At 71.8% G+C, this 23826-nt stretch carries 19 protein-coding genes; 7 read left to right on the top strand and 12 right to left on the bottom strand.

What is annotated here, in order from left to right; genetic code table 11:
• Positions 1 to 110: 110 nt before the first annotated feature.
• On the bottom strand, positions 111 to 1151 hold the full coding sequence (locus tag ACFV5H_RS20970; protein WP_385053174.1) for an ABC transporter permease: 1041 nt from the start codon (positions 1149 to 1151) through the stop codon (positions 111 to 113).
• 441 nt (positions 1152 to 1592) lie between these two features.
• On the opposite strand from ACFV5H_RS20970, the gene typA reads away from it, so the two are divergent.
• Complete coding sequence (gene typA / locus ACFV5H_RS20965) at positions 1593 to 3500, top strand: translational GTPase TypA (RefSeq protein WP_385053177.1); 1908 nt, start codon at positions 1593 to 1595, stop codon at positions 3498 to 3500.
• A 57-nt stretch (positions 3501 to 3557) separates the two neighbouring features.
• On the opposite strand, the gene ACFV5H_RS20960 is transcribed toward typA, so the two are convergent.
• Positions 3558 to 5882, bottom strand: coding sequence for an ABC transporter family substrate-binding protein (locus ACFV5H_RS20960; RefSeq protein WP_385196616.1), 2325 nt, complete (start codon positions 5880 to 5882; stop codon positions 3558 to 3560).
• A gap of 290 nt (positions 5883 to 6172) precedes the next feature.
• On the opposite strand from ACFV5H_RS20960, the gene ACFV5H_RS20955 reads away from it, so the two are divergent.
• Genes ACFV5H_RS20955 through ACFV5H_RS20940 form a run of 4 tightly spaced genes read left to right on the top strand, consistent with a single transcriptional unit; the run spans position 6173 to position 10072 of the window.
• The gene (locus ACFV5H_RS20955; protein ID WP_385053183.1) at positions 6173 to 6466 is read left to right on the top strand and encodes a hypothetical protein; all 294 of its coding nucleotides are present in this window, start codon (positions 6173 to 6175) and stop codon (positions 6464 to 6466) included.
• Positions 6467 to 6512: 46 nt separating this feature from the next.
• Positions 6513 to 7349, top strand: coding sequence for a hypothetical protein (locus tag ACFV5H_RS20950; RefSeq protein WP_385196614.1), 837 nt, complete (start codon positions 6513 to 6515; stop codon positions 7347 to 7349).
• A gap of 15 nt (positions 7350 to 7364) precedes the next feature.
• Positions 7365 to 9299, top strand: a complete 1935-nt coding sequence (locus tag ACFV5H_RS20945) for a fumarate reductase/succinate dehydrogenase flavoprotein subunit (protein WP_385196612.1) — start codon at positions 7365 to 7367, stop codon at positions 9297 to 9299.
• Positions 9296 to 10072: a succinate dehydrogenase/fumarate reductase iron-sulfur subunit gene (locus ACFV5H_RS20940; protein WP_385053190.1), complete on the top strand. Its 777-nt coding sequence runs from the start codon at positions 9296 to 9298 to the stop codon at positions 10070 to 10072. Before ACFV5H_RS20945 ends, ACFV5H_RS20940 begins: the two co-directional genes overlap by 4 nt.
• Before the next feature lie 39 nt (positions 10073 to 10111).
• Here ACFV5H_RS20940 and ACFV5H_RS20935 read toward each other — a convergent pair whose 3' ends face one another.
• From ACFV5H_RS20935 to ACFV5H_RS20890, 10 genes are all read right to left on the bottom strand, one after another.
• A complete protein-coding gene (locus ACFV5H_RS20935; RefSeq protein ID WP_385053193.1) occupies positions 10112 to 11401 on the bottom strand; it encodes a M48 family metalloprotease in 1290 nt (429 codons plus the stop codon).
• A 134-nt stretch (positions 11402 to 11535) separates the two neighbouring features.
• Complete coding sequence (locus tag ACFV5H_RS20930) at positions 11536 to 12867, bottom strand: hypothetical protein (RefSeq protein WP_385196609.1); 1332 nt, start codon at positions 12865 to 12867, stop codon at positions 11536 to 11538.
• Between the two features lie 91 nt (positions 12868 to 12958).
• Complete coding sequence (locus ACFV5H_RS20925) at positions 12959 to 13519, bottom strand: GNAT family N-acetyltransferase (RefSeq protein WP_385196607.1); 561 nt, start codon at positions 13517 to 13519, stop codon at positions 12959 to 12961.
• 34 nt (positions 13520 to 13553) lie between these two features.
• Positions 13554 to 16169, bottom strand: coding sequence for a SpoIIE family protein phosphatase (locus ACFV5H_RS20920; RefSeq protein WP_385053201.1), 2616 nt, complete (start codon positions 16167 to 16169; stop codon positions 13554 to 13556).
• A gap of 266 nt (positions 16170 to 16435) precedes the next feature.
• Complete coding sequence (locus ACFV5H_RS20915; RefSeq protein WP_385196604.1) at positions 16436 to 16843, bottom strand: ATP-binding protein; 408 nt, start codon at positions 16841 to 16843, stop codon at positions 16436 to 16438.
• Positions 16844 to 17006: 163 nt separating this feature from the next.
• A complete protein-coding gene (locus ACFV5H_RS20910) occupies positions 17007 to 17420 on the bottom strand; it encodes a (deoxy)nucleoside triphosphate pyrophosphohydrolase (RefSeq protein ID WP_385053207.1) in 414 nt (137 codons plus the stop codon).
• A gap of 49 nt (positions 17421 to 17469) precedes the next feature.
• On the bottom strand, positions 17470 to 17658 hold the full coding sequence (locus ACFV5H_RS20905; protein WP_030859980.1) for a hypothetical protein: 189 nt from the start codon (positions 17656 to 17658) through the stop codon (positions 17470 to 17472).
• Positions 17659 to 18157: 499 nt separating this feature from the next.
• The gene (locus tag ACFV5H_RS20900) at positions 18158 to 18910 is read right to left on the bottom strand and encodes a GntR family transcriptional regulator (RefSeq protein ID WP_385196602.1); all 753 of its coding nucleotides are present in this window, start codon (positions 18908 to 18910) and stop codon (positions 18158 to 18160) included.
• A 147-nt stretch (positions 18911 to 19057) separates the two neighbouring features.
• Positions 19058 to 20257, bottom strand: a complete 1200-nt coding sequence (locus ACFV5H_RS20895) for a DUF4190 domain-containing protein (RefSeq protein WP_385053213.1) — start codon at positions 20255 to 20257, stop codon at positions 19058 to 19060.
• Positions 20258 to 20488: 231 nt separating this feature from the next.
• Positions 20489 to 21319, bottom strand: a complete 831-nt coding sequence (locus ACFV5H_RS20890; RefSeq protein WP_385196600.1) for an SDR family NAD(P)-dependent oxidoreductase — start codon at positions 21317 to 21319, stop codon at positions 20489 to 20491.
• Positions 21320 to 21410: 91 nt separating this feature from the next.
• On the opposite strand from ACFV5H_RS20890, the gene ACFV5H_RS20885 reads away from it, so the two are divergent.
• Together ACFV5H_RS20885 and ACFV5H_RS20880 are read left to right on the top strand one after the other, a co-directional pair.
• Positions 21411 to 22343, top strand: a complete 933-nt coding sequence (locus tag ACFV5H_RS20885) for a LysR family transcriptional regulator (protein ID WP_385053220.1) — start codon at positions 21411 to 21413, stop codon at positions 22341 to 22343.
• A 145-nt stretch (positions 22344 to 22488) separates the two neighbouring features.
• The gene (locus ACFV5H_RS20880) at positions 22489 to 23760 is read left to right on the top strand and encodes a phosphatase PAP2 family protein (RefSeq protein ID WP_385196681.1); all 1272 of its coding nucleotides are present in this window, start codon (positions 22489 to 22491) and stop codon (positions 23758 to 23760) included.
• The last annotated feature ends 66 nt before the right edge of the window (positions 23761 to 23826 follow it).

Genomic DNA, 23826 nt, shown 5'->3' with positions numbered 1-23826 from the left:
ACGGATCCACCTGCCTGTGAGTAGTGAGCACTGCTGGTACACGGCCGGAACCGGGCCGTACGGCGCCGGGGACCGGCCGGGCGGGAGTGTGGGGGGATTTCCCCTGTGGCTCAGCGCCCCGTCTTGGGATCGAAGGCGTCCCGCACCGAGTCGCCGAGGAGGTTGAAGGCCACGACGAAGATCACCATGGCCACTCCGGGGAAGAGCATGTAGTACGGGTCCTGCTCCACGGTGCTGGCGCCGATGGCGAACATCCGCCCCCAGTCGGGGGTGGGTTCGACGTAGCCCACACCCACGAAGGAGAGGAACGCGATACTGAGGATGGTGGAGGGCAGCATGAGCGTCGCCTGCACCAGCGTCGGCGTGACGATGTTGGGCAGCAGCTCCTTGCGGATGATGCGCCAGGGCGAGGCCCCGGAGATCCGCGCCGCTTCGATGAACTCCCGGTCCCGCAGGGAGAGGGTGGCACCTCGGACGATCCGCGCCATGCTCATCCAGCCCAGGAAGGCCAGCACGATGATGATCGCGGAGGTGCGCACGTAGGTGGGCGTCTCCTTGTCCGGGGCGACGAACACCGTGGTGATGACCGGCATCGCGGCGACGAAGAACAGCTGGCTGGGCAGGGCCATGAAGAAGTCGGTCATCCGGCCGAGCCAGTAGTCGATCTTCCCCCCGAAGTAGCCGCCGGCGAGACCGATCAGCACGCCGATCACCGTCATCAGGAGCGTCGCGACCAGCGCCGTGGCGAGCGAGGTCCGGATGCCGTACAGCAGCTGCGTGAACACGTCACGGCCCAGACCGGGCTCGACGCCGAACCAGTACTCCCCGTCCATGCCGCCGAAGGCCTTCGCCGGCATGGTGAACATGTCGAGAAGTTCCGGGTTTTCCTGCCCGTAGAGGGTGTACGGGTCCTTGCCGTACACCTTCGAGATGAGCGGGGCGCACGCGGCGACCACGAAGAAGAAAATCACCACACACGCGGAGACGACTCCGGTACGGTCGCGCTTGAAGCGCTGCCACATCAACTGGCCGGGGGAACGACCCTCGGGCTGCTTTTCACCCTTGGCGACCGTTTTGTCGGTGGTCTCCGCGAGCTCAGGGTCCAAGACAGCCGCGGACCCGGAGCCCTCGGCCTTGATTGGACTGGTCATCGTGTTCGTCCCCCGGGGGGTTGGAGAGTTGAGCGCAGCACAGATACCGGCAGGTTCTGTGGTTTGGGGGAACTTTCGCCAAGACAGTCAACGCGCGTCAAGGGCGGAAGGCATAGGGATCTCCCTACCGTTCATATTTTGAGCGAAAATTGCAAAGATTGACACCTACGCGCGCTTGACACCCTTGGAGAGAAACCGGCAATTCGGACAATTAGGTACAGCTTTTTGTTTACATGTCCGAAACGCGTTCGCGCGCACACCGATATCCGAACGCATCCTCCCGGCTCCCAGGAGTAACAGAGGGCCCACGGGCTCGCGAAGGCGGACCCTCCGGCGGCCCCGTACCATGGGGTGAGGCCGAGGCGTGTTCAGCCCGGCAGGGCCCGCACACCACAGACGCTCGTGCGGGGCATTCCTCAGCACTCCGGGAGTACGCCTTTTATGGCCACGCGCCACGACATCCGCAACGTCGCCATCGTCGCCCACGTCGACCACGGCAAGACCACCATCGTGGACGGCATGCTCAAGCAGGCCGGCGCCTTCGCCGCGCACCAGCTCGACTCGGTCGACGACCGCATGATGGACTCGAACGACCTGGAGCGTGAGAAGGGCATCACGATCCTCGCCAAGAACACGGCGGTGAAGTACCACCCCAAGGACGGCGGGGAGCCCATCACCATCAACATCATCGACACCCCCGGCCACGCCGACTTCGGCGGCGAGGTCGAGCGCGGTCTGTCGATGGTCGACGGTGTGGTGCTGCTGGTGGACGCCTCCGAGGGCCCGCTGCCGCAGACCCGCTTCGTGCTGCGCAAGGCGCTCCAGCAGCGGCTGCCGATCATCCTCTGCATCAACAAGACGGACCGTCCGGACGCCCGCATCGACGAGGTGGTCAACGAGACCTACGACCTCTTCCTCGACCTGGACGCCGACGAGGAGCAGATCGAGTTCCCGATCGTCTACGCCTGCGGCCGGGACGGTGTGGCCTCCCTCACCAAGCCCGAGGACGGCACGGTCCCGTCGGACTCCACCAGCCTGGAGCCGTTCTTCTCCACGATCCTGGAGCACATCCCGGCCCCGACCTTCGACGAGGACGCCCCGCTCCAGGCCCACGTCACCAACCTCGACGCCGACAACTTCCTCGGCCGTATCGCCCTGCTCCGCGTCCACCAGGGCGAGCTGAAGAAGGGGCAGACGGTCGCCTGGATGAAGCGCGACGGGTCCGTCTCCAACGTGCGCATCTCCGAGCTGATGATGACCGAGGCGCTCACCCGCAAGCCCGCCGAGAAGGCCGGCCCCGGTGACATCTGCGCCGTCGCCGGTATCCCGGAGATCATGATCGGCGAGACCCTCGCGGACACCGAGAACCCCGTCCCGCTGCCGCTGATCACGGTGGACGAGCCGGCGATCTCCATGACCATCGGCACCAACACCTCGCCGCTGGTCGGCCGCGGCGCCACCGGCAAGGGCGCGGACAACAAGGCGGTCGTCAAGGACCGCAAGGTCACCGCCCGCCAGGTCAAGGACCGCCTGGACCGCGAGCTGATCGGCAACGTCTCGCTGCGCGTCCTGGACACCGAGCGTCCGGACGCCTGGGAGGTGCAGGGCCGCGGTGAGCTGGCGCTGGCCATCCTGGTGGAGCAGATGCGCCGCGAGGGCTTCGAGCTGACCATCGGCAAGCCGCAGGTCGTCACCAAGGAGGTCGACGGCAAGACGTACGAGCCCGTCGAGCGCATGACGATCGACGTGCCCGAGGAGCACATGGGCGCGGTCACGCAGCTCATGGGCGTGCGCAAGGGCCGGATGGACAACATGTCCAACCACGGCTCGGGCTGGGTCCGCATGGAGTTCGTGGTGCCCTCCCGCGGTCTGATCGGTTTCCGGACGGAGTTCCTGACCCAGACCCGCGGCACCGGTATCGCCCACTCCATCCACGAGGGCCACGAGCCCTGGTTCGGCACCCTGACGACCCGCAACAACGGCTCGCTGGTCGCCGACCGCTCCGGTGCCGTCACCGCGTTCGCGATGACCAACCTCCAGGAGCGCGGCGTGCTCTTCACGGACCCGGGCACCGAGGTGTACGAGGGCATGATCGTCGGCGAGAACTCCCGCGCCGACGACATGGACGTCAACATCACCAAGGAGAAGAAGCTCACCAACATGCGGTCGTCCTCGGCCGACTCGTTCGAGGCGATCGTCCCGCCGCGCAAGCTGTCGCTGGAGCAGTCCCTGGAGTTCTGCCGCGACGACGAGTGCGTGGAGGTCACCCCGGAGGCGGTCCGCATCCGCAAGGTGAACCTGGACGCCCGCGAGCGCGCCCGCGCCGCGAGCCGCGCCAAGCACGGCTGACACGGACACGTGGGCGGCACATCCCCGGTGGGGGTGTGCCGCTCTCGCGTGTGCGCGTCAGTCCCCGGCCGACGGCCCGGCGCTCTCCGCGCCCGGTCCCCGCGCCGGTTTCTTCAAAAAGCCCATGTCCTCGTACACCGGTGTACGGAATCCGAACGCGCCGGCGTTGGCCAGGTTCTTGCGGGCGGCGGTGAGCTGGGGGCGCTGGTAGAGGGGGATGGAGCCGGCCGCCGCCCAGATGCGGGAGTCGGCCTTGCGGAGCAGGGCGCGGCGCTCGGAGGCGTCGAGCGTGGTGACGGCCTGGTCGAAGAGCTGGTCGACCCGGTCGGTGCCGACGCGGGTGTAGTTCTGCTCCACGTTCAGCGAGCCGTCGGCGGCCGGGACCGGTTTGGCGTGGACGGGGCGGGCGTCGGTGGCGGGGTAGGCGGTCGCGGGCCAGGAGTACAGGGCGAGGTCGTACTCACCGGACGCGATGTGGTCCTTGAAGTAGCTCTCGTCGTCGACCTTGGTGATCTTCGTGCCGATGCCGATCCGCTCCAGCATCTTCGAGATCCGGCCGGCCACGGTGCGCAGCGTGTCCGAGCCGGGCCCCGAGGGCAGGACGAAGCGGAGGGTGAGCGCCTTGCCGTCCTTGGCGACACGGGCGTTCCCGGCCCGGGCCGGGGCGGCGGTGCCCTTGGGGGCGTAGGCGCCGGGGGCACCGCCCTGCTTCAGCTGCTTGGTGCTGGTACCGGAGTCCCGCGGGGCCTTGTCGTCTCCCCTGTCGTCACCGTCACCCTGCTCCAGGCGCCCGGCATCGGTGCCGGAGCCCCGCGGGGCCTTGTCGTCGCCCCCGCCGGTGTACGTGCCGCCGCCACCCTGCTCCAGGCGCCCGGCGCCCGTGCCGGAGCCCCGCGGGGCCTTGTCGTCCTCGCCGACGATGTACGTGCCGTCGTCGCCGCCCTCGGACTCGGTGTCCTCCTCGGAGTCCCCGCCCTTCTCGCCCTCCGAGCCGGCCGCCTCCTCCCCCTCGTCCTTCTCCTTCTTCACCGGCCCGCCCGGCTCCCAGCCGGCGTCCGCGAGCAGCGCCCGTGCCTCCTTGGCGTCCTGTTCGCCGAGGGCGCCGCTGCCGTCGGCGTAGGCGGTCTGGCCGAACAGTGCGAGGTGGCTGCCGAGGGGCTCGGCGGGCAGGCCGAGCGGTTTCAGGACCGTCTCGGCGATGGCCTGCCGGTCCAGGGCGCGGGCCACGGCACGACGGACCCGCTCGTCGGCGAGGGGGCCGTCGGCGCCGTTGAGGGCGAGCTGGGTGTAGGCGGGCTCCAGTGACTTGCGCACCTCGAAGCCGGCGAGGGCCTTCTGCTGACGGGCGTACTTCGCCGTCTTCTTGCGCAGCTTGTCGCGGGCGGAGATCTCCTCGTCGGCGGCCTCCTCGTCGGAGCCGTTGGCGACGGCCCAGGAGCGCAGCGCGTCCGCGGCGGACCGGTGGGCGCCGGGGCCCGCCAGCGGACCGCTCTCGTCCCGTGGCAGCGCGGCGGCGGTGATGCGGCGGACGGCGGCCGGGTCGATCTCGGCCAGGTCGACGGTGCCGGCGCTGAGCGCGGAGATCCGCTTGTCGTGGGGCACGGCCCGCAGCACGATCGTGGAGAGCCTCGCCGGGTCGCCCCACCAGCGCGCGTTGCGGGTGAGGGTGACCTCATCCTCCCCGGTGTCGATCTTCTTCACCGTGAAGGGCCCGGCGGTGACCTTCAGCTTCTTGCGGGCCCCGTCGTTGAAGGAGTCCGGGGTGCCCATGACCTCCTTCGGGTACAGCGGCGTGAACAGGGACTTCCAGTCGGCGTAGGGACGGCTGAAGGTGACCTTGACCTCGAGGTCGTTCTTGCCCCGCTCGATCTTCTCGATGCGGTCGTAGCCGGCGTTGCGGGCGGTCCAGTAGGCGGTGTCCTTGCCGGACAGGGCGCGCCACTGGGCGGCGAAGTCGGCGGCGCCGATCTCGCGGCCGTCGCTCCAGACGGCCTGCTGGTCGAGCCGGTAGAGCACCACCTGTCGGGGCTCGGTGTCGACGACCTCGGCGGACTCCAGGTAGTCGGGGTTGCGCACCGGCCGGCCCCGGCTGTCCATCCGGTACATCGACGGCAGGACGGCCTGGGCGATCCGGACGGTGGTGGCGTCGGCGTCCGACTGGAAGGTGTTCAGGGTGTCCGGGACGGTGTCCACGGCCCAGCGCAGGGTGCCCCCGTCGGCGATCCCGGACCGGTCGGCGCGTGCGATGTCCGCTCCCGCGAGAGGCTTGCCCGCCGGGTCGTCGGAGCCGCATCCGGCCAGCGCGGGCACCGCGAGCACGCCAACGGTGAGGAAGGCGAGCGGGCGCAGAGCCGCGCGCGGGCCGACGCCGTCGTGGGACATCTCTGGGTACCTCCGGGAAGCCGCGGGCGTTACGATCACTTTTGGTGGTATTTGGAGCTCATCCGATGTACGCGGCCCACTGAAGAGGAAAGGGTTCGGCAACTCAGGGCGACACGGCGGCCACGGGCGGCAAGCCCACCCGTGCGGCGCAAAGCACCGAAGAGCGCACCCGTGCGCCTCGGCCAATCGATGCACATCCCTTCACAGCGCAAGGTGTGACGCGCAACACTCTCAGGCGCATGAACGTTGCCGCCTTGGGCCTGAAGGACCCGCGGAAGTGAGGGCAAGTCATGTCCGTGCACGACGAACTGACATCGGTCCAGCGCTGTCTCGACGACCTGATCCGGTCGGTGGGGCGCCTGGAGAAGGAAATGGGCAGCGGCGGCCTGGAGATGCGCCGCGTCCGCGCCGACACCAATCACCTGCGCGAGAGCGTCGCGCTGCTGCGGGAGACGGCCCCCGCCGTCGCGGCCTCGCAGAGGCGCCCCGATCTCGTGACCATCTCCGACACGCCGTACGACCCCTCCCTGTGGGTGGACACGGACGACGAGGGTCTCGGCGCGCGCGACCGTCGCGCCCCCTGACCCCCCGCCGATCGCGGCGCCCCCCGACCCCTACCGGAGCGGACAAGTGGCCACTGGCACGGAACCTCCTGCCACCGAACCCCATCCCCGAAGCGGCGGTGTGAGAACCGGCACGCGCGCCGCGATCGCCGCACCGCACCTGCGGACCGACCGCTGGTGGCTGGCCCCGGCCGCCACCGCGGCCGGGCTGCTCGCCTTCGTCGTCTACTCGACCTGGCGGGCCTTCGCCAACGCCGACTACTACGCGGCGCCGTACGTCTCGCCGTTCTACTCGCCGTGCCTCGCGGAGAACTGCGAGCCGATGCGGGCCGGGCCGAACTGGGAGCTGTTCGGAAGCTGGTGGGGCGTCTCGCCGGCGATCATCATCCTGATCTTCCCGCTCGGCTTCCGGCTGACCTGCTACTACTACCGCAAGGCCTACTACCGGGGCTTCTGGGCGTCCCCGCCGGCCTGCGCGGTGGCCGAACCGCACACCAGGTACACCGGGGAGACCCGCTTCCCGCTGATCCTGCAGAACATCCACCGGTACTTCTTCTACGCGGCGATCCCGGTCGCCGGCATCCTGACCTACGACACCGTGCTCGCCTTCCGCGACGAGCACTACGCGTGGGGCCACATGGGTCTGGGCACCCTGGTGTTCCTGGTCAACATCGTGCTGATCTGGGCGTACACCATCTCCTGCCACTCCTGCCGGCACATCGTCGGCGGGAAGCTGAAGCACTTCTCCCGGCATCCGGTGCGCTACCGGATGTGGCAGGCGGTGGGCCGACTGAACGCCCGGCACATGCAGCTCGCCTGGGCGTCGCTGCTGAGCGTGGCGCTCGCCGACTTCTACGTGTACCTCGTCGCGTCCGGTGTCTTCGACGATCCGCGCTTCTTCTAGCTGGGGGACTCAACTGTGTCCGTGGTCGACCGACAGGAGTGGGACGTCGTCGTGGTCGGTGCCGGTGGCGCGGGCCTGCGCGCCGCCGTCGAGGCGCGCGAGCGGGGCGCCCGTACGGCGGTGATCTGCAAGTCGCTGTTCGGCAAGGCGCACACCGTGATGGCCGAGGGCGGCATCGCGGCGGCGATGGGCAACGCCAACCCCGGGGACGACTGGCAGGTCCACTTCCGCGACACCATGCGCGGCGGGAAGTTCCTCAACCAGTGGCGGATGGCCGAGCTGCACGCCCAGGAGGCCCCGCAGCGGGTGTGGGAGCTGGAGACCTGGGGCGCGCTGTTCGACCGGACGAAGGACGGCCGGATCTCGCAGCGCAACTTCGGCGGCCACGAGTACCCGCGCCTGGCGCATGTGGGCGACCGTACGGGCCTGGAGCTGATCCGCACCCTCCAGCAGAAGATCGTCGCGCTCCAGCAGGAGGACTTCCGCGAGACCGGGGAGTACGAGTCCCGGCTGAAGGTCTTCCAGGAGTGCACGGTCACGCGCGTGCTCAAGGACGGCGAGCGGGTCTCGGGGGTCTTCGGGTACGAGCGGGAGTCCGGCCGCTTCTTCGTGTTCGAGGCGCCCGCCGTGGTGATCGCGACCGGCGGCATCGGCAAGTCGTTCAAGGTGACGTCGAACTCGTGGGAGTACACCGGCGACGGGCACGCGCTGGCGCTGCTGGCCGGGGCCCCGCTGCTGAACATGGAGTTCGTGCAGTTCCACCCGACCGGAATGGTCTGGCCGCCGTCGGTGAAGGGCATCCTCGTCACCGAGTCGGTGCGCGGGGACGGCGGGGTGCTGCGCAACTCCGAGGGCAAGCGGTTCATGTTCGACTACATCCCCGACGTCTTCAAGGAGAAGTACGCCGAGTCCGAGGACGAGGGCGACCGCTGGTACGACGACCCGGACCACAACCGGCGCCCGCCCGAACTGCTCCCCCGCGACGAGGTGGCCCGCGCGATCAACGCCGAGGTGAAGGCAGGCCGCGGCTCCCCGCACGGCGGGGTCTTCCTGGACGTGTCCACGCGGATGCCGGCCGACGTCGTCAAACGGCGGCTGCCGTCGATGTACCACCAGTTCAAGGAGCTGGCGGACGTCGACATCACGGCGGAGGCGATGGAGGTCGGGCCGACCTGCCACTACGTGATGGGCGGCATCGCCGTCGACTCCGACTCGGCGGCGGCGCGCGGGGTGCCGGGACTGTTCGCGGCCGGTGAGGTGGCCGGCGGGATGCACGGCTCCAACCGGCTCGGCGGGAACTCCCTGTCCGACCTGCTGGTCTTCGGACGCCGGGCGGGACGGCACGCGGCCGAGTACGCGAGCGGGGCGGGGGCGGCGCGGCCCCGCGTGGACGACGTACAGGTCGACGCGGCCGCCGCGGAGGCCCTGCGCCCGTTCTCCGTGGAGGGCGGGGAGCCGGACGGGGGGCCGCCGGAGAACCCGTACACCCTGCACCAGGAACTCCAGCAGACGATGAACGACCTGGTCGGCATCATCCGCCGCGAGCACGAGATGGAGCGGGCCCTGGAGAAACTCGCCGAGCTGCGCCTGCGGGCCCGCCGGGCCGGCGTCGAGGGGCACCGGCAGTTCAACCCCGGCTGGCACCTCGCCCTGGACCTGAGGAACATGCTGCTGGTCAGCGAGTGCGTGGCCCGGGCGGCGCTGGAGCGCACCGAGTCGCGCGGCGGCCACACGCGGGAGGACCACTCCGGGATGGACCGGTCCTGGCGCAACGTGAACCTGCTGTGCGCGCTCACCGACCCCACGGACGGCCTCACGGACACCGACCCGGCACGCGGCCAGGTCACCCTCACCCGTGAGACCACCGAACCCATCCGCCCCGACCTGCTCGCCCTCTTCGAGAAGGAGGAGCTGGTCAAGTACCTCGCCGAAGAGGAGCTCTACGAGTGAGCAGCTACGAGGCCCGCTTCAAGGTGTGGCGCGGGGACGTCGAGGGCGGCGGTCTGGAGGACTTCGAGGTCGAGGTGAACGACGGCGAGGTGGTCCTCGACATCATCCACCGCCTCCAGGCCACCCAGGCCCCCGACCTCGCCGTGCGCTGGAACTGCAAGGCCGGCAAGTGCGGTTCGTGCTCGGCGGAGATCAACGGGCGCCCCCGGCTGCTGTGCATGACCCGGATGTCGGTGTTCGAGCCGGACGAGACGATCACCGTGACCCCGCTGCGGGCCTTCCCGGTGATCCGGGACCTGGTGACGGACGTCGGCTTCAACTACACCAAGGCCAGGGAGGTCCCGGCCTTCGTACCGCCGGCCGGGGTCGGTCCGGGCGAGTACCGGATGATGCAGGAGGACGTGGACCGCTCGCAGGAGTTCCGCAAGTGCATCGAGTGCTTCCTGTGCCAGGACACCTGTCATGTGGTCCGCGACCACGAGGAGAACAAACCGGCGTTCGCCGGGCCGCGCTTCCTGATGCGGGTCGCGGAGCTCGACATGCACCCGCTGGACGCGGCCGGGGACACCGGCCTGGACCGGAGCCGCACGGCCCAGGACGAACACGGCCTCGGCTACTGCAACATCACCAAGTGCTGCACGGAGGTCTGCCCCGAGGGCATCAGGATCACGGACAACGCGCTGATCCCCCTGAAGGAACGGGCGGTGGACCGCAAGTACGACCCGCTGGTGTGGCTGGGGAACAAGATCCGGCGCCGCTCCTCGACGGGCTGAGCGCCGGCCGGACCCCGGTCGCGGCCCGTCGGGCGGGGTCTAGCCGTCGTAACCCTGCCGGACGATGGTGCGTGCCAAGGTGGTGCGGGCCGCGGCGAGTTCGGCGGTGACGCGTCGTTCCCGGCCGGTGTCCATCGTCACGGCAGCGGGTACGGGCGGGCCGGTCAGCAGGCATTCGCGTCTGAGGTGGGTCGGTGGATGGGTGGAGTCGACGCTGTGCCCGCGGCGTGCACCGGCACGGCGCCGCCGTTCGTACTCGTCCTCGGGAACGGACGCCGCGTAGGCGCCGAGCCGCTCCCAGATCGCTTCCGCGCCGGCCTCGGCCGCACGGATGCCGCGCCTTCCCGTGACGGCCGCCTTGTTGCCCTCGCTCCGGAGGAGGACCTCGATCGAGTTCGTCACCAGGAGCCGGTCCATCAGCTCGACCGCCGCCTCGGTGGACCCTGCGCGGGCGGCCGCACGGTCGGCCAGGTACTCGGCCCGCTGGCCGGCCCGCAGCATCAGGTGGTCGAGCAGGAACAGCACTCCTCGCAGGAACAGGCGCGGTACGGCGAAGAACAGGTTGACGAACAGTTCGACAGCGTCCGGGTGGGGGGTCGGGGCGACGTAGTAGTACCAGGTGGTCAGCGAGCGGTACGCCGTCGCCACGACGAAGCGATGGCGGGTGTCGCCGTTGCTGTAGTGGCCGAGCTCGTGGCCCAGCAGCGCGACCTTCTGCTGCGGCGTGAGCATCTCCCACAAGGGCAGCCCCAGCCGCAGTGCCCGCCGTCCGCGGAGGCCGAACTCCAGGACCCCCGCGTTGACCTCCGCCTCGATCGTGATGCGGTCCACCCCGCGCGTACCCACCACCTCGGCGATCTCGTCGATCAGCGCATAGAGCTCGGGCGCGTCCTCGCGCAGCAGGACCGGGGCCGTGTCGCCCAGTTTCGCCACGCGCGGCCTGAGCGTCCAGGCGGTCGCCAGGAGGAACGCTCCCAGCACCATCCCCAAGCCGCCCCACCCCCGCACGAGACACCAGATCCCACCGAGGGCCAGGGCAACGGTCACTCCGTGCACGACGAGCGCGAGGGCGTGGGCGAACAGCGAGGAGGCGTCACGCCGGGCGCGCAGAGTCCCGCCGGCCGTCACCTCGGCCAGTAGTTTCTCGCCGTGCCGCCGGGCCAGGGCACGGCGAGCGCTGTGCAGTCTGTCCTGTTCCTTCTGCTCCGGGCCCGGATCCGGGTCCACGTTCCAGTCGCAGGCACGGCACCACGTGACGAATCTGGTGTCCGTGCGGACGGCGGCACCGCACTCCGGACATGACCGGGTCTTCTCCTCGGTGGTGCGCACGGCCGCGCCCTCCCCCCGACGCCGGCCCCTCCCCAGAGGCCACCTGTTCATGACAGCCAGAGAAGATCACGCCGCCCGGCCGACGTAAAGATCTTCCCGAGCCGGAAGGCGAACCGTGACCCTAAAGAGACTGCTCAGTTCATCCAACCCTCCCGGTACTCCCTCCAGTTCGTCTCCGTCGCCGCGAAGTCGATGTACGGGGCGACGCCGAAGAGCTCCCGGTCGGGGTCCGTCCGGGAGAGGCCGAGGCGGGCGCCGCGGACGGCGGCGGCGACGGTCTCGGCGTGGCCCCAGTGGCTGAAGTCGCTCTCGTAGTAGAAGGGCAGCCCCATCAGCAGGTGCGTGGTGGGCGGGGTGACCTCCAGGGCGAGGGAGGTCTGCTGGGCCACGTAGCCGCCGTAGGTGCTCTCCAGTGGCCGCGCGGTGTCGTACGACATCACGGCGATCTGGTCGACGCGCCGGGCGACCTGGCCGAAGAACTCCTGGGACCACCACTTGGGGTGGTCGGCGAAGAGACCGGCGACGGTGTGGAGGGCCGGGAGCGGGTCGATCTGGTGTGCGGCCACGGACAGTTGGGCGTCCCGGGCGCGGGTGACGGCGCGCAGGTCGTCCAGGAGGGAGAGGTAGTCCCGGTCGCCGGAGTGCAGGGGCTCCAGGTCGAGGTGGACGCCGTCGTAGCCGGCGTCGAGTACCTGGCGGGCGGAGCCGACGACGGCGGCGCGGGTGGCTGCGCGTTCCAGACGCATACCGTCGGGTCCCTCGGTGGCCAGGACATCACCGAGGAAGGCCTGGACGCGGACGCCGGGCAGCTCCCGGTGCACGGCGTCGATCAGCCAGCGGGCGCGCGGGTACTTCGATTCCGGCAGGGTCCCGTCGTGCTCCAGCGGCCCGGAGTGGACGTACAGGTCGCGGATCCCGGTGTCCTCGAGGCGGCGGGCCAGCGCGGTGACGTCGGCGTCCTTCTTCCGCCCGTCGACCCAGGCGTGCCCCAGCCACATGGCGTCCCGGTCGCGGGTGCGGGTGCCGTCCGCCGGGTCTCCCATGTAGTTGACGCGCAGGGCGGTCTCGACGGCGAGGAGGGGGACGACCAGGAGGAGCGTGACCACGAGGACGGTACGTCTGACCCGGCGGACCCAGGGCCTGCGGCGTCCGCGGGCCGGCCCGTCGGGGGCTGCCGCGGAGTCGCCGTCGGCCGGCTCCCGCGGGGAGCCCGCGTCCCCCGCTCCGACCGGCCCCGGCGGGGAAGCCTCCCCCGGGGCCACCGTCGGCTCGGCCCCCGAGGGCGCGCCGGGCGGTGAGCCGTTCCCGGCCGTGTTCCGCCGGGGAGTCTCACCGCTCGCGTCGTCCGGGGCGCTCGCGCCGACCGGTTCCGGTGAGGGAACCCCGCCCTCCGCGGCGTCGGGGGCCGGTTCCGGGGACGGGGGGTCCGTCGTGGTCGCCGGTTCCTGCGGCTCTGCGTGGTCCATGCCGGCTCCCCTTCGGCTGTCGGCTCCCGTCGGGCAGCCGTGTGGTCGATGTTGAGGGGGAGGACGAGGGGAACGGGTGTTCCGGTTGCGATCATGTGGCGCGGGGCGCCTGCCGTACGTGCCGGTGGCCGTCGAGAGGGAAGGCCGGCGGGGCGGCGGGGAGCAGACCGGACAGTACGAAGCCGCTCTTCTCGGCGACCCGGCAGGAGGCCGTGTTGTCGACCTGGTGCAGCAGCTCCAGGCGGGTCAGGCCCTCCCGGGCGAAGGTGGTGAAGGCCCAGTCGGCCAGGGCCGTCAGGGCTCGCGGTGCCACTCCCCTGCCCCGCGCGTGGGCCGCCGTCCAGTACCCGACCTCGGCCGTGGCGGCGGTCGCGATCGACCGCTTGAGCACGACGTGGCCCGCCGGCCGGGCGTCGGACGCCTCCGTCTCCTCCACGGCGAACGCGAGGCGTTCGCCGGCCTCCCAGCCGCGCCGCTGCTCGGCCACCCAGCGCGCCGCGCCCGTCTCGTCGTGCACGGGCGCGCTCGCCCAGCGGCGCATCGCCTCGTCCTCGTACAGCCCGGCCAGGACGGCCGCGTCCTCGGGTGCCCAGGGGCGCAGGGTGAGGGGGCCGGCCGTCAGGCGTACCGGGGCGATCGGGGTGGTGGGCATGGCGCGAGCGTATACGCGCCGTGCCGACGGGCCGTCAGAACAGGCTCAGCAGCGCCTCCGCCGGGTCGGTGAGGGTGGTGTCGGTGCCGGGGAGGGGGAGTTCGAACCAGACCGTCTTGCCGCGGGGGGTCCGGCGGGAGCCCCAGGCCGCGCTGAGCAGGCCGACGAGCTGGAGGCCCCGGCCGCCCTCGTCGGTGTCGCGGGCGCGGCGGCGACGGGGCTGGACCAGACCCGAGTCCCAGACCTCGCAGACCAGGGTGCGGTCGAGGAGGAGACGGAGTCTGATCTCTCCCTCGCCGTACCGCAGGGCGTTGGTGACCAACTCGCTGACCAGGAGTTCCGTGGTGTCGACCAGGGGCTCCATGTCCCAGCCGATCAGCTGCGCGCGGGCGTACTCGCGGGCGCGGCCCACGCTGCGGGGCTCGCGGGGCAGGGTCCAGTCGCCGACGGACTCGGCGGGCAGTCCCTGGACGCGGGCCATCAGCAGGGCGATGTCGTCCTCGCCGTGGTGGGTGTCGAGGGTGTTGAGGACGTGGTCGCAGACGTCCTCCAGGGGTGCGGAGGGGTCCGTCAGGGCGTGCACGAAGGCCTGGAGGCCCTCGTCGAGGGGGTGGTCGCGGCTTTCGACCAGTCCATCCGTGTAGAGCGCGAGAAGGGCGCCTTCGGGCAGTTCGACCTCCACCTCCTCGAAGGGCTCGCCGCCGACGCCGAGCGGCATTCCGGGCGGTACGTCCAGCATCAGCGCGGGCTCGCCGGGTTCGACCAGGACGGGCGGCAGATGGCCCGCGTTGGCGAAGGTGCAGCGCCTGGTCACCGAGTCGTAGACGGCGTAGACGCAGGTCGCCAGGTAGACCTCGGAGAGGTCGGCCTCGCGGGGGCGGCGGGCGGCCCTGGTGGCCTGCTGGACGCCTCCGGGGGCGCCGAGGCCCCGGGCGATCTCGTCCAACTGGGAGAGCACCTCGGCGGGTTCCAGGTCGAGCTGGGCCAGGGTCCGTACGGCGGTGCGCAGTTCGCCCATCGCGACGGCCGCGCGCAGACCGCGCCCCATGACGTCGCCGACGACCAGCGCGGTGCGGTGGCCGGGCAGTTCGATGACGTCGAACCAGTCGCCGCCGACCTCGCTGGGCCGGCCGGTGGCCACGCTGCCGGGCAGGTAGCGGCAGGCGATGTCGAGGCCGGAGGCCTCCGGGTCGCCGGGCGGGAGCAGCGAGCGTTGCAGTATCAACGCGCGTTCGTGCTCACGCCGGTAGAGGCGGGCGTTGTCGATGCAGACGGCGGCGCGGGCGGCCAGTTCCACCGCGAGTTCGCGGTCGCGGTCGCCGAAGGGCTCGCTGCCCTTGGTGCGGGCGAACTGCGCGAGTCCCACGACCGTGTCGTGGGCGACCATCGGCACGGCGAGCGTGGACTGCACCAGGCCGCCGTCCCCGCCGGGGACGCTCTGCGGGCGGGCGGTGCGCAGGGCGTCCGCGCAGGGCGAGTTGAACGGGTAGTGGTGGACGGCGCCCAGCTTCACCGGCTCCCCGGTGACGCTGAACGGCGCGTCGGACACGGCGCTGGCGAAGGCGACGCGACGCACCTCCGCGCTGCCGTCGGCGAGCCCCGGCGGGGTCTCGTCACCGGCCAGCAGACCCTGGTACAGGTCGACGGTGGCCAGGTCGCAGAAGCCGGGGACGACGACGTCGAGGAGTTCGCGGGCGGTCGTCTCCAGGTCCAGGGAGTTGCCGATGCGGGCGCCCGCGTCGTTGAGGAGGGCGAGATTGCGCCGTGCGGCGGCGGCCTCCCGGGCGGCCGCGCGGCGGGCGGTGATGTCGGTTCCGAGCCAGGCGATGCCGATGGGCCGGCCGCTGCCGCTGTGCACGCGGTAGAGGTTGACGGACCAGTGGCGGCGCTCGTCGGAGCCCGGCACGAAGCCCGTGACGTGCATGTCCGTGATGGAGTCGCCGGACTCCAGGACCCGGCGCAGGGTCGCGGCGACCCGCTCGGCCTCCCCGCGCGGCAGGTAGTCGTGCACGCCCTTGCCGCGGTGGTCGTCGGGGGCGCCGCCGAAGATGGACGCGAACCGCTGGTTGGCGCGGCGTACCCGCAGGTCGGGGTCGATCAGCAGGAAGCCGAACGGAGATTGGCCGAATATGGCCTGCGAGGCGGCGAGATCGGTCTCGATACGGCGCAGGGTGCGGACGTCGACGACGATGCAGACGGCGGCCTTCTCCCCCTCCTCGGTCCGCGTCGGCATGACGTAGACCTCGGCGAGGCCCTCCCGGTCGCGCTCGTCCGCCGCCATGGTGGCCGGCAGCCGGAAGGGCACCACTCCGGTCCACTCCCGGCCGTCGAGGATCTCGGCCATCTTGCGCTGGCCGCGCTCCCGCCGGACGGGCTCGATGAACGCCTCGATGGGGTCCATGCCGACGGCCCGCTCGGCGGGGATGCCGAAGATCTGCTCGGCGCGCAGGCTCCACTGGTCGACCAGCCCGTCCGGGCCGATGGAGAACGAGGCGACCTTGATGTAGTCGTAGATGGAGCCGGGCGGACTGCTCTGCCACATCGCGTCGGCGGACGGAGCATCGCCGAAGACGGGGCCGTCCGCGGCCCCGCTCCTCGCGCCGCCCGACGAGTCCTCGGACTCCGTGGCCTTCGCTGGTATCTCGCTCACGCGAACCGTCCCCTCCAGCTCACCGCGTCCGGCACCGGTCACCGGGGGCGGCTGCCCGCAGTATCCAGCACTACGGCGCCGCACAACACGGTGTTCACGATCACAGCACGGTCCCGATGCTTTTCGGTCCGCGCCGTGAGAACACTTCCAGTCTTCTAACCAGCGGACACGTCGTCGAACCCCCCTCTTCGACAACCTCCACAGCCCTCGACCGGTCACTCGACGGAAGTGGCGGGCGCGTACACCGTGAACGGGCGTGCGATCCCTCATCTCGGCACCGCGAGTTCGAACCACACGGTCTTGCCGGCGGCACCCGCCCGGGTGCCCCAGCGGCGGGAGGCGGAGGCCAGGAGCTGCAGCCCGCGTCCGCCCTCGTCCTCGGGCCGGGCGGCGCGTTCGTGCGGGGGCTCGGGGAGGGGGTCGGAGACCTCCACCAGGAGGACACCGGTGTGGTCCGTGGGGCGCGTCAGGCGTACGCCGACGGGGGCGGTGGCGTGCCGCAGGGCGTTGGTGACCAGTTCGCTGACCAGCAGGGCCGCGAGGTCGCCGACGCTGTCGAGGTCCCAGAGGCGCAGTTGGTCACGGACGGCGCGGCGGGCGGCGCGCACGGTTCCCGGGTCCGCGGAGAAGGTCCACGCGGCGTGGTCGCCGTCGGTGTCGCTCACGCGGATCACTTCCCCGCCGAGGGAGTCCGTCCATGTCCGGTTTCATGGGGTTAATGGGCACATACCCGATATCCCGGACGGAGTACCGCGCCCGACGGCGCATCGTGGCACGAGCGGCGCGGAAAGGCGCCCACGCACCGTCACCTCCGCCTCTGCACGCCGGACTCACGCTTCACACGCCCTCCCGGAGGCCGAGGTGCGTGAGGGTGTCGCGGACGGCGGGCACGTCGTGGTCGAGCCAGTCGACGTCCCAGATCCGGCCGGGAGCGAGCCAGCGCAGCTCGTCGTGGTCCTCCAGGGGCCGGGGTGCGGCGGAGCCGGGGCGCAGGCGCGCGGTCCACACCCGCATCACGTACGGCGTCCGCAGCGGCCACTCCCCCGGGACGCGCTCCACGGCCTCGGCGTCGATCCCGAGTTCCTCGCGCAGCTCCCGCACGACGGCCGCCTCGGGGGTCTCGCCCGGTTCGACCTTGCCGCCGGGCAGCTCCCAGCGCCCGGCCAGTTCGGCGGGTGCGCTCCGGCGGGCGGCGAGCAGCCGCCCCTCGTGCCACAGGGCCGCACCGACCACCACGATCCGCTCGCTCATGCGCCGGAGCCTACGGGAGGTGCGGGCAGGGGCCCGCCGGCGGTCGGGGTCAGTCGGCGGACGTTCCGTTCTGGCCGATCCGCTCGACCCAGTAGAGCTGCTTGTGTCCGCGCCCGTCGAGGCTGTCCGCGATCCTCTCGGCCTCGGCGCGGGTCGCGTACCTGCCCACTCGGTAGCGATTGCCGTTGTCGTCCTGACGTACGACGAGCCAGGGAAGAGTCACCGTGCCGTCGTTCATCGCTCCCCTCCACTTCCCGTCCGCGACCGGTGCCGCGCCCCGCCCGATAAGGAAACCCCAGTCCGCATATGCCCGAGCCTACGCCTTACCTTCACTGAGCGAATACGCCTTTTCACAAAGAGGCACGCAACCAGCCAGAACGCAGGGGGCGCACGGTGGCGGACGCGCCGTGCGGGAAGGCCGACACGTCCGGTCAGCGGCACACCGCCCGGCACACCGCGCTCCGGGGGCGACCTGGGAGAACGGCCAGATTGCTACGGCACGGGGGCGACGACGCCACGGGCGACGCGCCGGGGCGGAGACGAACCGGGGGCGCGGAAGGGCGCGCGAAGGCGCACGAGGATCATCTGGAGAGGGCCTCGGCGGGAGCACGGAGGGCCGAGGAGCGGGTTTCCCCGGGGGCGTGAGGGGCTTCGCCGGGAGCGCCGAGGGCCGGGGTGCGGCGGATCGCCTCCGGGGAGGGAGCGGCGGGGTGGGCGGGCCCGTCCCGCCGGGTTCGCTACTTCACCGGGAGGTGGTAGGCGGCCCGGTAGCGGTCGGCGGGGACGATCACGTCGGCGGTCTCGACCGGCCGGCCCGAGGCGAAGTAGGTGCGCTCGATGACCAGGACGACATGCCCGGGGACGCCGCCCAGCAGCACCAGTTCCTCGGCGAGGCCGGGGCGGGCGCCGACCTCCTCGGTGACGTTGTCCACGATCACGTCGATGGCGCGCATGCGCTCGACGACGCCCATGCCGCCGAGCGGCCCCTCCTCGGGCAGCATCACGGGGGTCCGGCCGGTGAGGGCGAGCGGCTCCCAGGAGGTGGAGAGCATCATCGGCTCGCCGGCCTCCCGGAAGAGGTACCTGGTGCGCATCACACGGTCGCCGGGCTCGATGCCGAGCCGCTCGGCGACGGCGCCGGGGGCCTCGGCCTGCTCGCTGCTGGACTCCCAGGTGCCCCGGACGCCCGCGTCGGCCTGCTCCTGACGGAATGGCGTGGCCCCCCGCTCCGGACGGAACCCGGAGCGGGCCACCCGCCGGGGCACCGGACGCTCGCGCACATACGTCCCCGAGCCGGAGCGGCCCTCGACGAGCCCCTCCGCCATGAGGACCTTGCGCGCCTCCAGCGCGACCGTGTCCGAGACGCCGTACTCCTCGCGGATCCTCGCCTGGGAGGGGAGCCGCGTGTGCGGCGGCAGTCGGCCGTCGACGATCTTCTTGCGGAGATCGCCCGCGACACGCAGGTACGCCGGCTGCTCACCGAATGTCACGGGCCGCTCCCATCAGGTTGTACAGACAGCAACAGCGTGGCAACCGTAGGTTGTCCCAGGCAAGCGAAGGCCAGAGAATCACTCGATGTGATGACATCTGCCGGGTGAGGGCTTTACGCAGGCACTTTCTCCCCGCTATGGCGGCCCTCACACCTTCATTCCGCCGTCGCCGGTGTCGCGCTCGACCTCCTCGTCGTACTCGGGTGGCGTGGAGGTCAGCCCCAGGGCATGGCGCGCGGTGACCGAGACGTAAGGGTCGGTCACGTCCCAGCCCGCGTCGGCGTGCTCGATGTACGTGTCCGCGTCGTCGGCCCCGGCGGCCTTCGCCCACGCCCCTTCCGCCTCCTCCAGGTCGGCGGCGAGGTCCCCCACCGCCTGTTCGGCACCGGCGGGCCACTCGTGCGCACGCAGCATCCGGGTCTCCTCGGCGAGCGCGTCCGCGACCTCCGCCGCCCACTCCCTGTGCCCCGGCAGGTCGTCCTCGGGGTACTCCGACCCGGGGGCCTCGTCCAGCACCGCGTCGAGGACCGCCTCGGCCTCCAGATAGGCCAGTTGGTGCGCGTCGAGGGTGGTCCCGTCCCGGCGCAGCGACCCGGTGAGGGTCTTCCGCGGGTCCTGGTCGCCGAAGACGCAGGTGATCTCGCGGTCGCCGAAGCGCCAGCTCTCCCGGGACGGGACGAGGTAGTACACGTTCACGGTGGCGGGCAGCGCCCAGCCGTCCATGACGTAGGCGTCCCGGAGGTCGTAGCACCGCTCGTCGGCGGTGCCGGTGAGGCTGTCGTCGCCCGGATAGCGGTCGCCGGGAAGGCGGACGACGGCGAAGACCTCACCGTCGTGCTCCCGCGCGCAGGACACCCGGTCGGCGTCGGCGGCCCAGCCCTCCAGCCCGCCGGGCGAGTCGAAGCACTCGCCCTTGGCCAGGGCGAGGACGCTGTTGCCGCGCGCCCCGTCCTTGACGCCCTCCCAGACGTCGGCCAGGACACCGGAGGCGAGGGCCGTCACCCACAGCGCGAGCCCGAGCGACGACAGCACGGTTCCGGCGATCGCCATCCCCCGCCCCCGCTCCCCCCGCCGCCCGATCTGCCGCAGCGCGACCAGCCCCAGCACCAGCCCGACGGCCGGCACCAGGCACAGCACGCCGAACACCAGGGCGGCGACGGCGACACCGTTGACGACGGCCGGCGGCCGGGGACCGTACGGCCCGTAGAGCCCGTACGGCGCGAGACCGGGCCCGCCGCCGTAGGTGAACTGCGGCGGCGGATACGGGATCCGGTCCTGGGGAGCAGGGTGTTGACCCTGCGGGCCCTGAGGTTCCTGCGGGGGCCCGTGGGGCGGAGGTATGGACACGAGCCGCATCGTAGGCGCAGGTGACGGGCCCCGTCCCGGGTCGCCCCCCGTCGGACGGGAGTCCGTGGGTGAGCGGTGTTCCCCGAAGCCGGAACCGCGGCGCCCGGCCGCCCGGCGTCCCACCCCGCGTCACCGCTGACGCACGGTTTCCGGGCGCCGTCGGCCGTCTCGGCGGAGGTTTCCCGCGGGGCCCCGTACGCACGTACGGGTCGGGCGCGGCAGCGGGTGCCGTCAGTCGTCGAAGGCCGTGGCGCGGGCGCGCTTCTCCCAGGCCAGGACCTCCACACGGACCTGGTCGAGGTGGCCGAGGACCGCGCCGACGCCGTCGTCGCCGAGCGGCAGCCGCAAGGGGGTGTCCTCCGCCTCCAGGGCGGCCAGGATCAGGGCCGCCGCCTTCGCCGGGTCACCGGGCTGGGTGCCGTCACCGCCGGCGACGGCGGAACGGGTCTCGCCGACCTTGGCGTAAAGGCCGCTGTCCGGGCTGACCCCGGCCCTGCTCGTCTCGAACAGGCCGGTCCGGAACGCCCCCGGCTCGACGATCAGCACCTTGACGCCGAACTCCCGCACCTCGTCCGCGAGCGCCTCCGACATGCCCTCCAGCGCGAACTTGGTTCCGCTGTACGCCGCGAAACCGGCGAAGGACAGCTGCCCGCCCATGCTGCTCATCTGCACGATCGCCCCCGAGCGCCGCTCCCGCATGCCCGGCAGCACCGCCCGCACCAGCGCGGCGGGGCCGAGGACGTGCACGTCGAACAGCTCGCGCAGCTCGTCGTCGGTGGTCTCCTCGAACGCCCCGACATGGGTCCGGCCCGCGTTGTTGACCAGGACGTCGATCCGGCCGTGCCGCGCCACCACGTCCCGCACCGCGGCCTCGGCGCCCTCGACGTCGGCGACGTCCAGGCGCAGCGCCTCCACCTGGTCGGGGTGGGCGGCGACCAGGTCGTCCAGCGCCTCGGGCCGGCGGGCCGCGCCGATCACCACATCGCCGCCGGCGAGGGCCGCCTCGGCGATCGCCCGCCCGAACCCGCTGCTCGCGCCCGTGATCAGCCACACCTTGTTCATCCCGGCTCCTTGAGTATCGACTGCCCTTCGGTTACGTGAACCACCTTGCCGCCGGGGCGGGTTGACCGTCCAAGACCTTGGCTGATAACCGATGGGCATGATGACGGACGTCCACCTGCGGGATCTGCGCTACTTCCTGGCCGTGGCGGAGGAGCTGCACTTCACCCGTGCGGCCGAGCGCGTGTATGTGTCACAGCCCGCGCTGAGCAAGCAGATACGCGCGCTGGAACGGCAGTTGGGCGTCGAACTGTTCCGGCGCGACCGGCGGGGCGTGGCGCTCACCGCCGCCGGTACGGCACTGCTGCCGCACGCCCGGCGCGTACTGGAGGGCTGGGAGGAGGCCGCCACGGCGGTGGAGCGGGCGCGGGCGGCCCAGCGCAGCACGCTGGTCGTGGGCATGAGCACCAGCCCCGGCCGCGGCGGCCTGCTCCCGGCGATCCGCTCCCGCTTCACCTCCGCGTACCCGGACGCCGCGGTCCGGCTGCGGCAGGTCGGCTGGGAGGACCCGACGGCGGGGCTCGCGGGCGGCGAGGCGGACGTGGCGTTCGTCTGGCTGCCGCTGCCCGACGCCGGCCGCTACGACTGGACGGTGGTCGCCGAGGAGCCGCGCCTGGTCGCCCTCCCCGAGACACACCCCCTGGCCGCCCGTACGGACCTCACACTCGCGGACCTCGCCGGCGAACCGTTCCTGGCGCTGCCCCCGGGCGCGGGCGTCCTGCGCGACCACTGGCTCGCCCTCGACGAACGCCCCGGCGGCCCGCCCCGCGTCGGCGCGGAGATCGCCGGCACGGAGGAGACCTACGAGGCCCTGGTCGCCGGCCTCGGCATCTGCCTGGTGGCCGCGGGCAACGCCCCTCTGATCACCCTCGGCGGCGTCACGACCCGCCCGGTCCACGGCCTCTCCCCGAGCCGGTACGTCCTGGCCTGGCGGGCGGAGGACGGCTCCCGTCCCCTGGTCCGGGGGTACGCGGAGGCGTGCCGCCGGGCGACGGGGCAGCCGCGGCCCGCGCGGGGGCGGCCCTGACTCACATCGGATCCACAGGGTGCCGTTAGCATGTGCGGACTCAGGACGACCACCTGATCACCCGATCACCCGATCTTCACCCATAGACCAGGCAGTGAAAACGGAACCAAGCCGAATACCGGCGCACATACGTCAGCCGCGGGCGATGCTGTGGGCGGCCGCGGGTGTCGCGACCCTCGGATTCCTCATAGCCCTGGAATTCGCCGCGCGCCGCTACGGCCTGCCGGGGCCGATCACCCACCACGCCCGCGAGGTGGTCTTCGCCCCCGACTCGGGACCGCTGCTGTACGCCGGTCTCGCGTTGGCGATGGTGGTGCTCACCTGGCGGCAACGGCTCGTCGCGGCGGGCGCGGCGATCGGCATCGACGTCGTCTTCTTCCTGGTGCGGTGGGCGGCCGGCGCCGAGATGAACTTCGGCAACGGCGCGCTGTGGGTGGTCCTGGGCATCGCGGTCGTCGCCGTCACCCGCCGTACCGGCCCGGAACGCCTGCTGCTGCTGAAGGGCACCGGCCTCGGCCTGCTCCTGGTGGCCGGCCACAAGACGGGCGACACCTGGCTGCTCATCACGTCGAAGACCCGCCCGACGGTGCTCGACCCGTACGTCGCGCTCGCCGACCGCGCGCTGGGCGACCCGTCGTGGCTGGCCGGCCGGATCGTCGAGGCGACGGAGCCGATCGGCCCCTTCCTTCTCCACGTGGTCTACGGTCAGCTCCCGCTGGCGGCGGCGCTCGTCGGGCTGTACCAGCTGCGCCACGTGGCGGTGGAGCGCCGCTTCCCGGCCCACCACCTGGTGCGCACCTTCCTGGTCATCGGCCTGCTCGGACCGGCCGTCTACATGGTCTTCCCGGTCGTCGGGCCGGTCTACGCCTACGGCGCCGACGGCGGCCAGTGGGCGGTGGGCCACCTGTGGCCGGACACGCTGCCGTCCATCGGCACCCCGCACCCGGTCCCGTTCGACGAGATCACCCCGCGCAACTGCATGCCCAGTCTGCACACCGCGTGGGCCGTCACCCTCTTCGTCCATACCCGCAAGGGCTCGCGGGCGATGCGCTGGGCGGGCACGTTCTGGCTGGTCGCCACCCTCTCGGCGACGCTGGGCTTCGGCTACCACTACGGCGTGGACCTCGTCGCCGGTGTGGTGTTCGCGCTCACGATCGAGGCGGCGATGCGTTCGCTCGCACGCGGCTGGGACCGGTCGGCCACCTGGCTGGTCGCCTACGGCACGACGGTCTTCACCGTGCTCCTGGCGTCGTACCGCTGGCTGCCGCAGCGGATGGCCGAGCACCCGTGGGCGTTCGGCCCTCTCCTCGTCCTGGCGACGGTCTCGGTGATCTACGGCTACGTGCGCACCACCGCGCCGTGGGAGACGACGGCCGAACCGGAGCGGCAGCGGGAACCACAGCCGGAACCCGCCTGAGTGGCGTGAGGTGACGTCAGGTACCGGTCGGCGTTGACAACACCGGCCCGGTGAGCGAACGCTGAC

Source organism: Streptomyces sp. NPDC059787 (assembly GCF_042732315.1).
In the GTDB taxonomy this organism is placed as follows: Bacteria; Actinomycetota; Actinomycetes; order Streptomycetales; family Streptomycetaceae; genus Streptomyces; species Streptomyces atrovirens.
The sequence above is the reverse complement of the archived record's forward strand: the minus strand, read 5'-3'. Positions and strand labels throughout refer to the sequence as shown.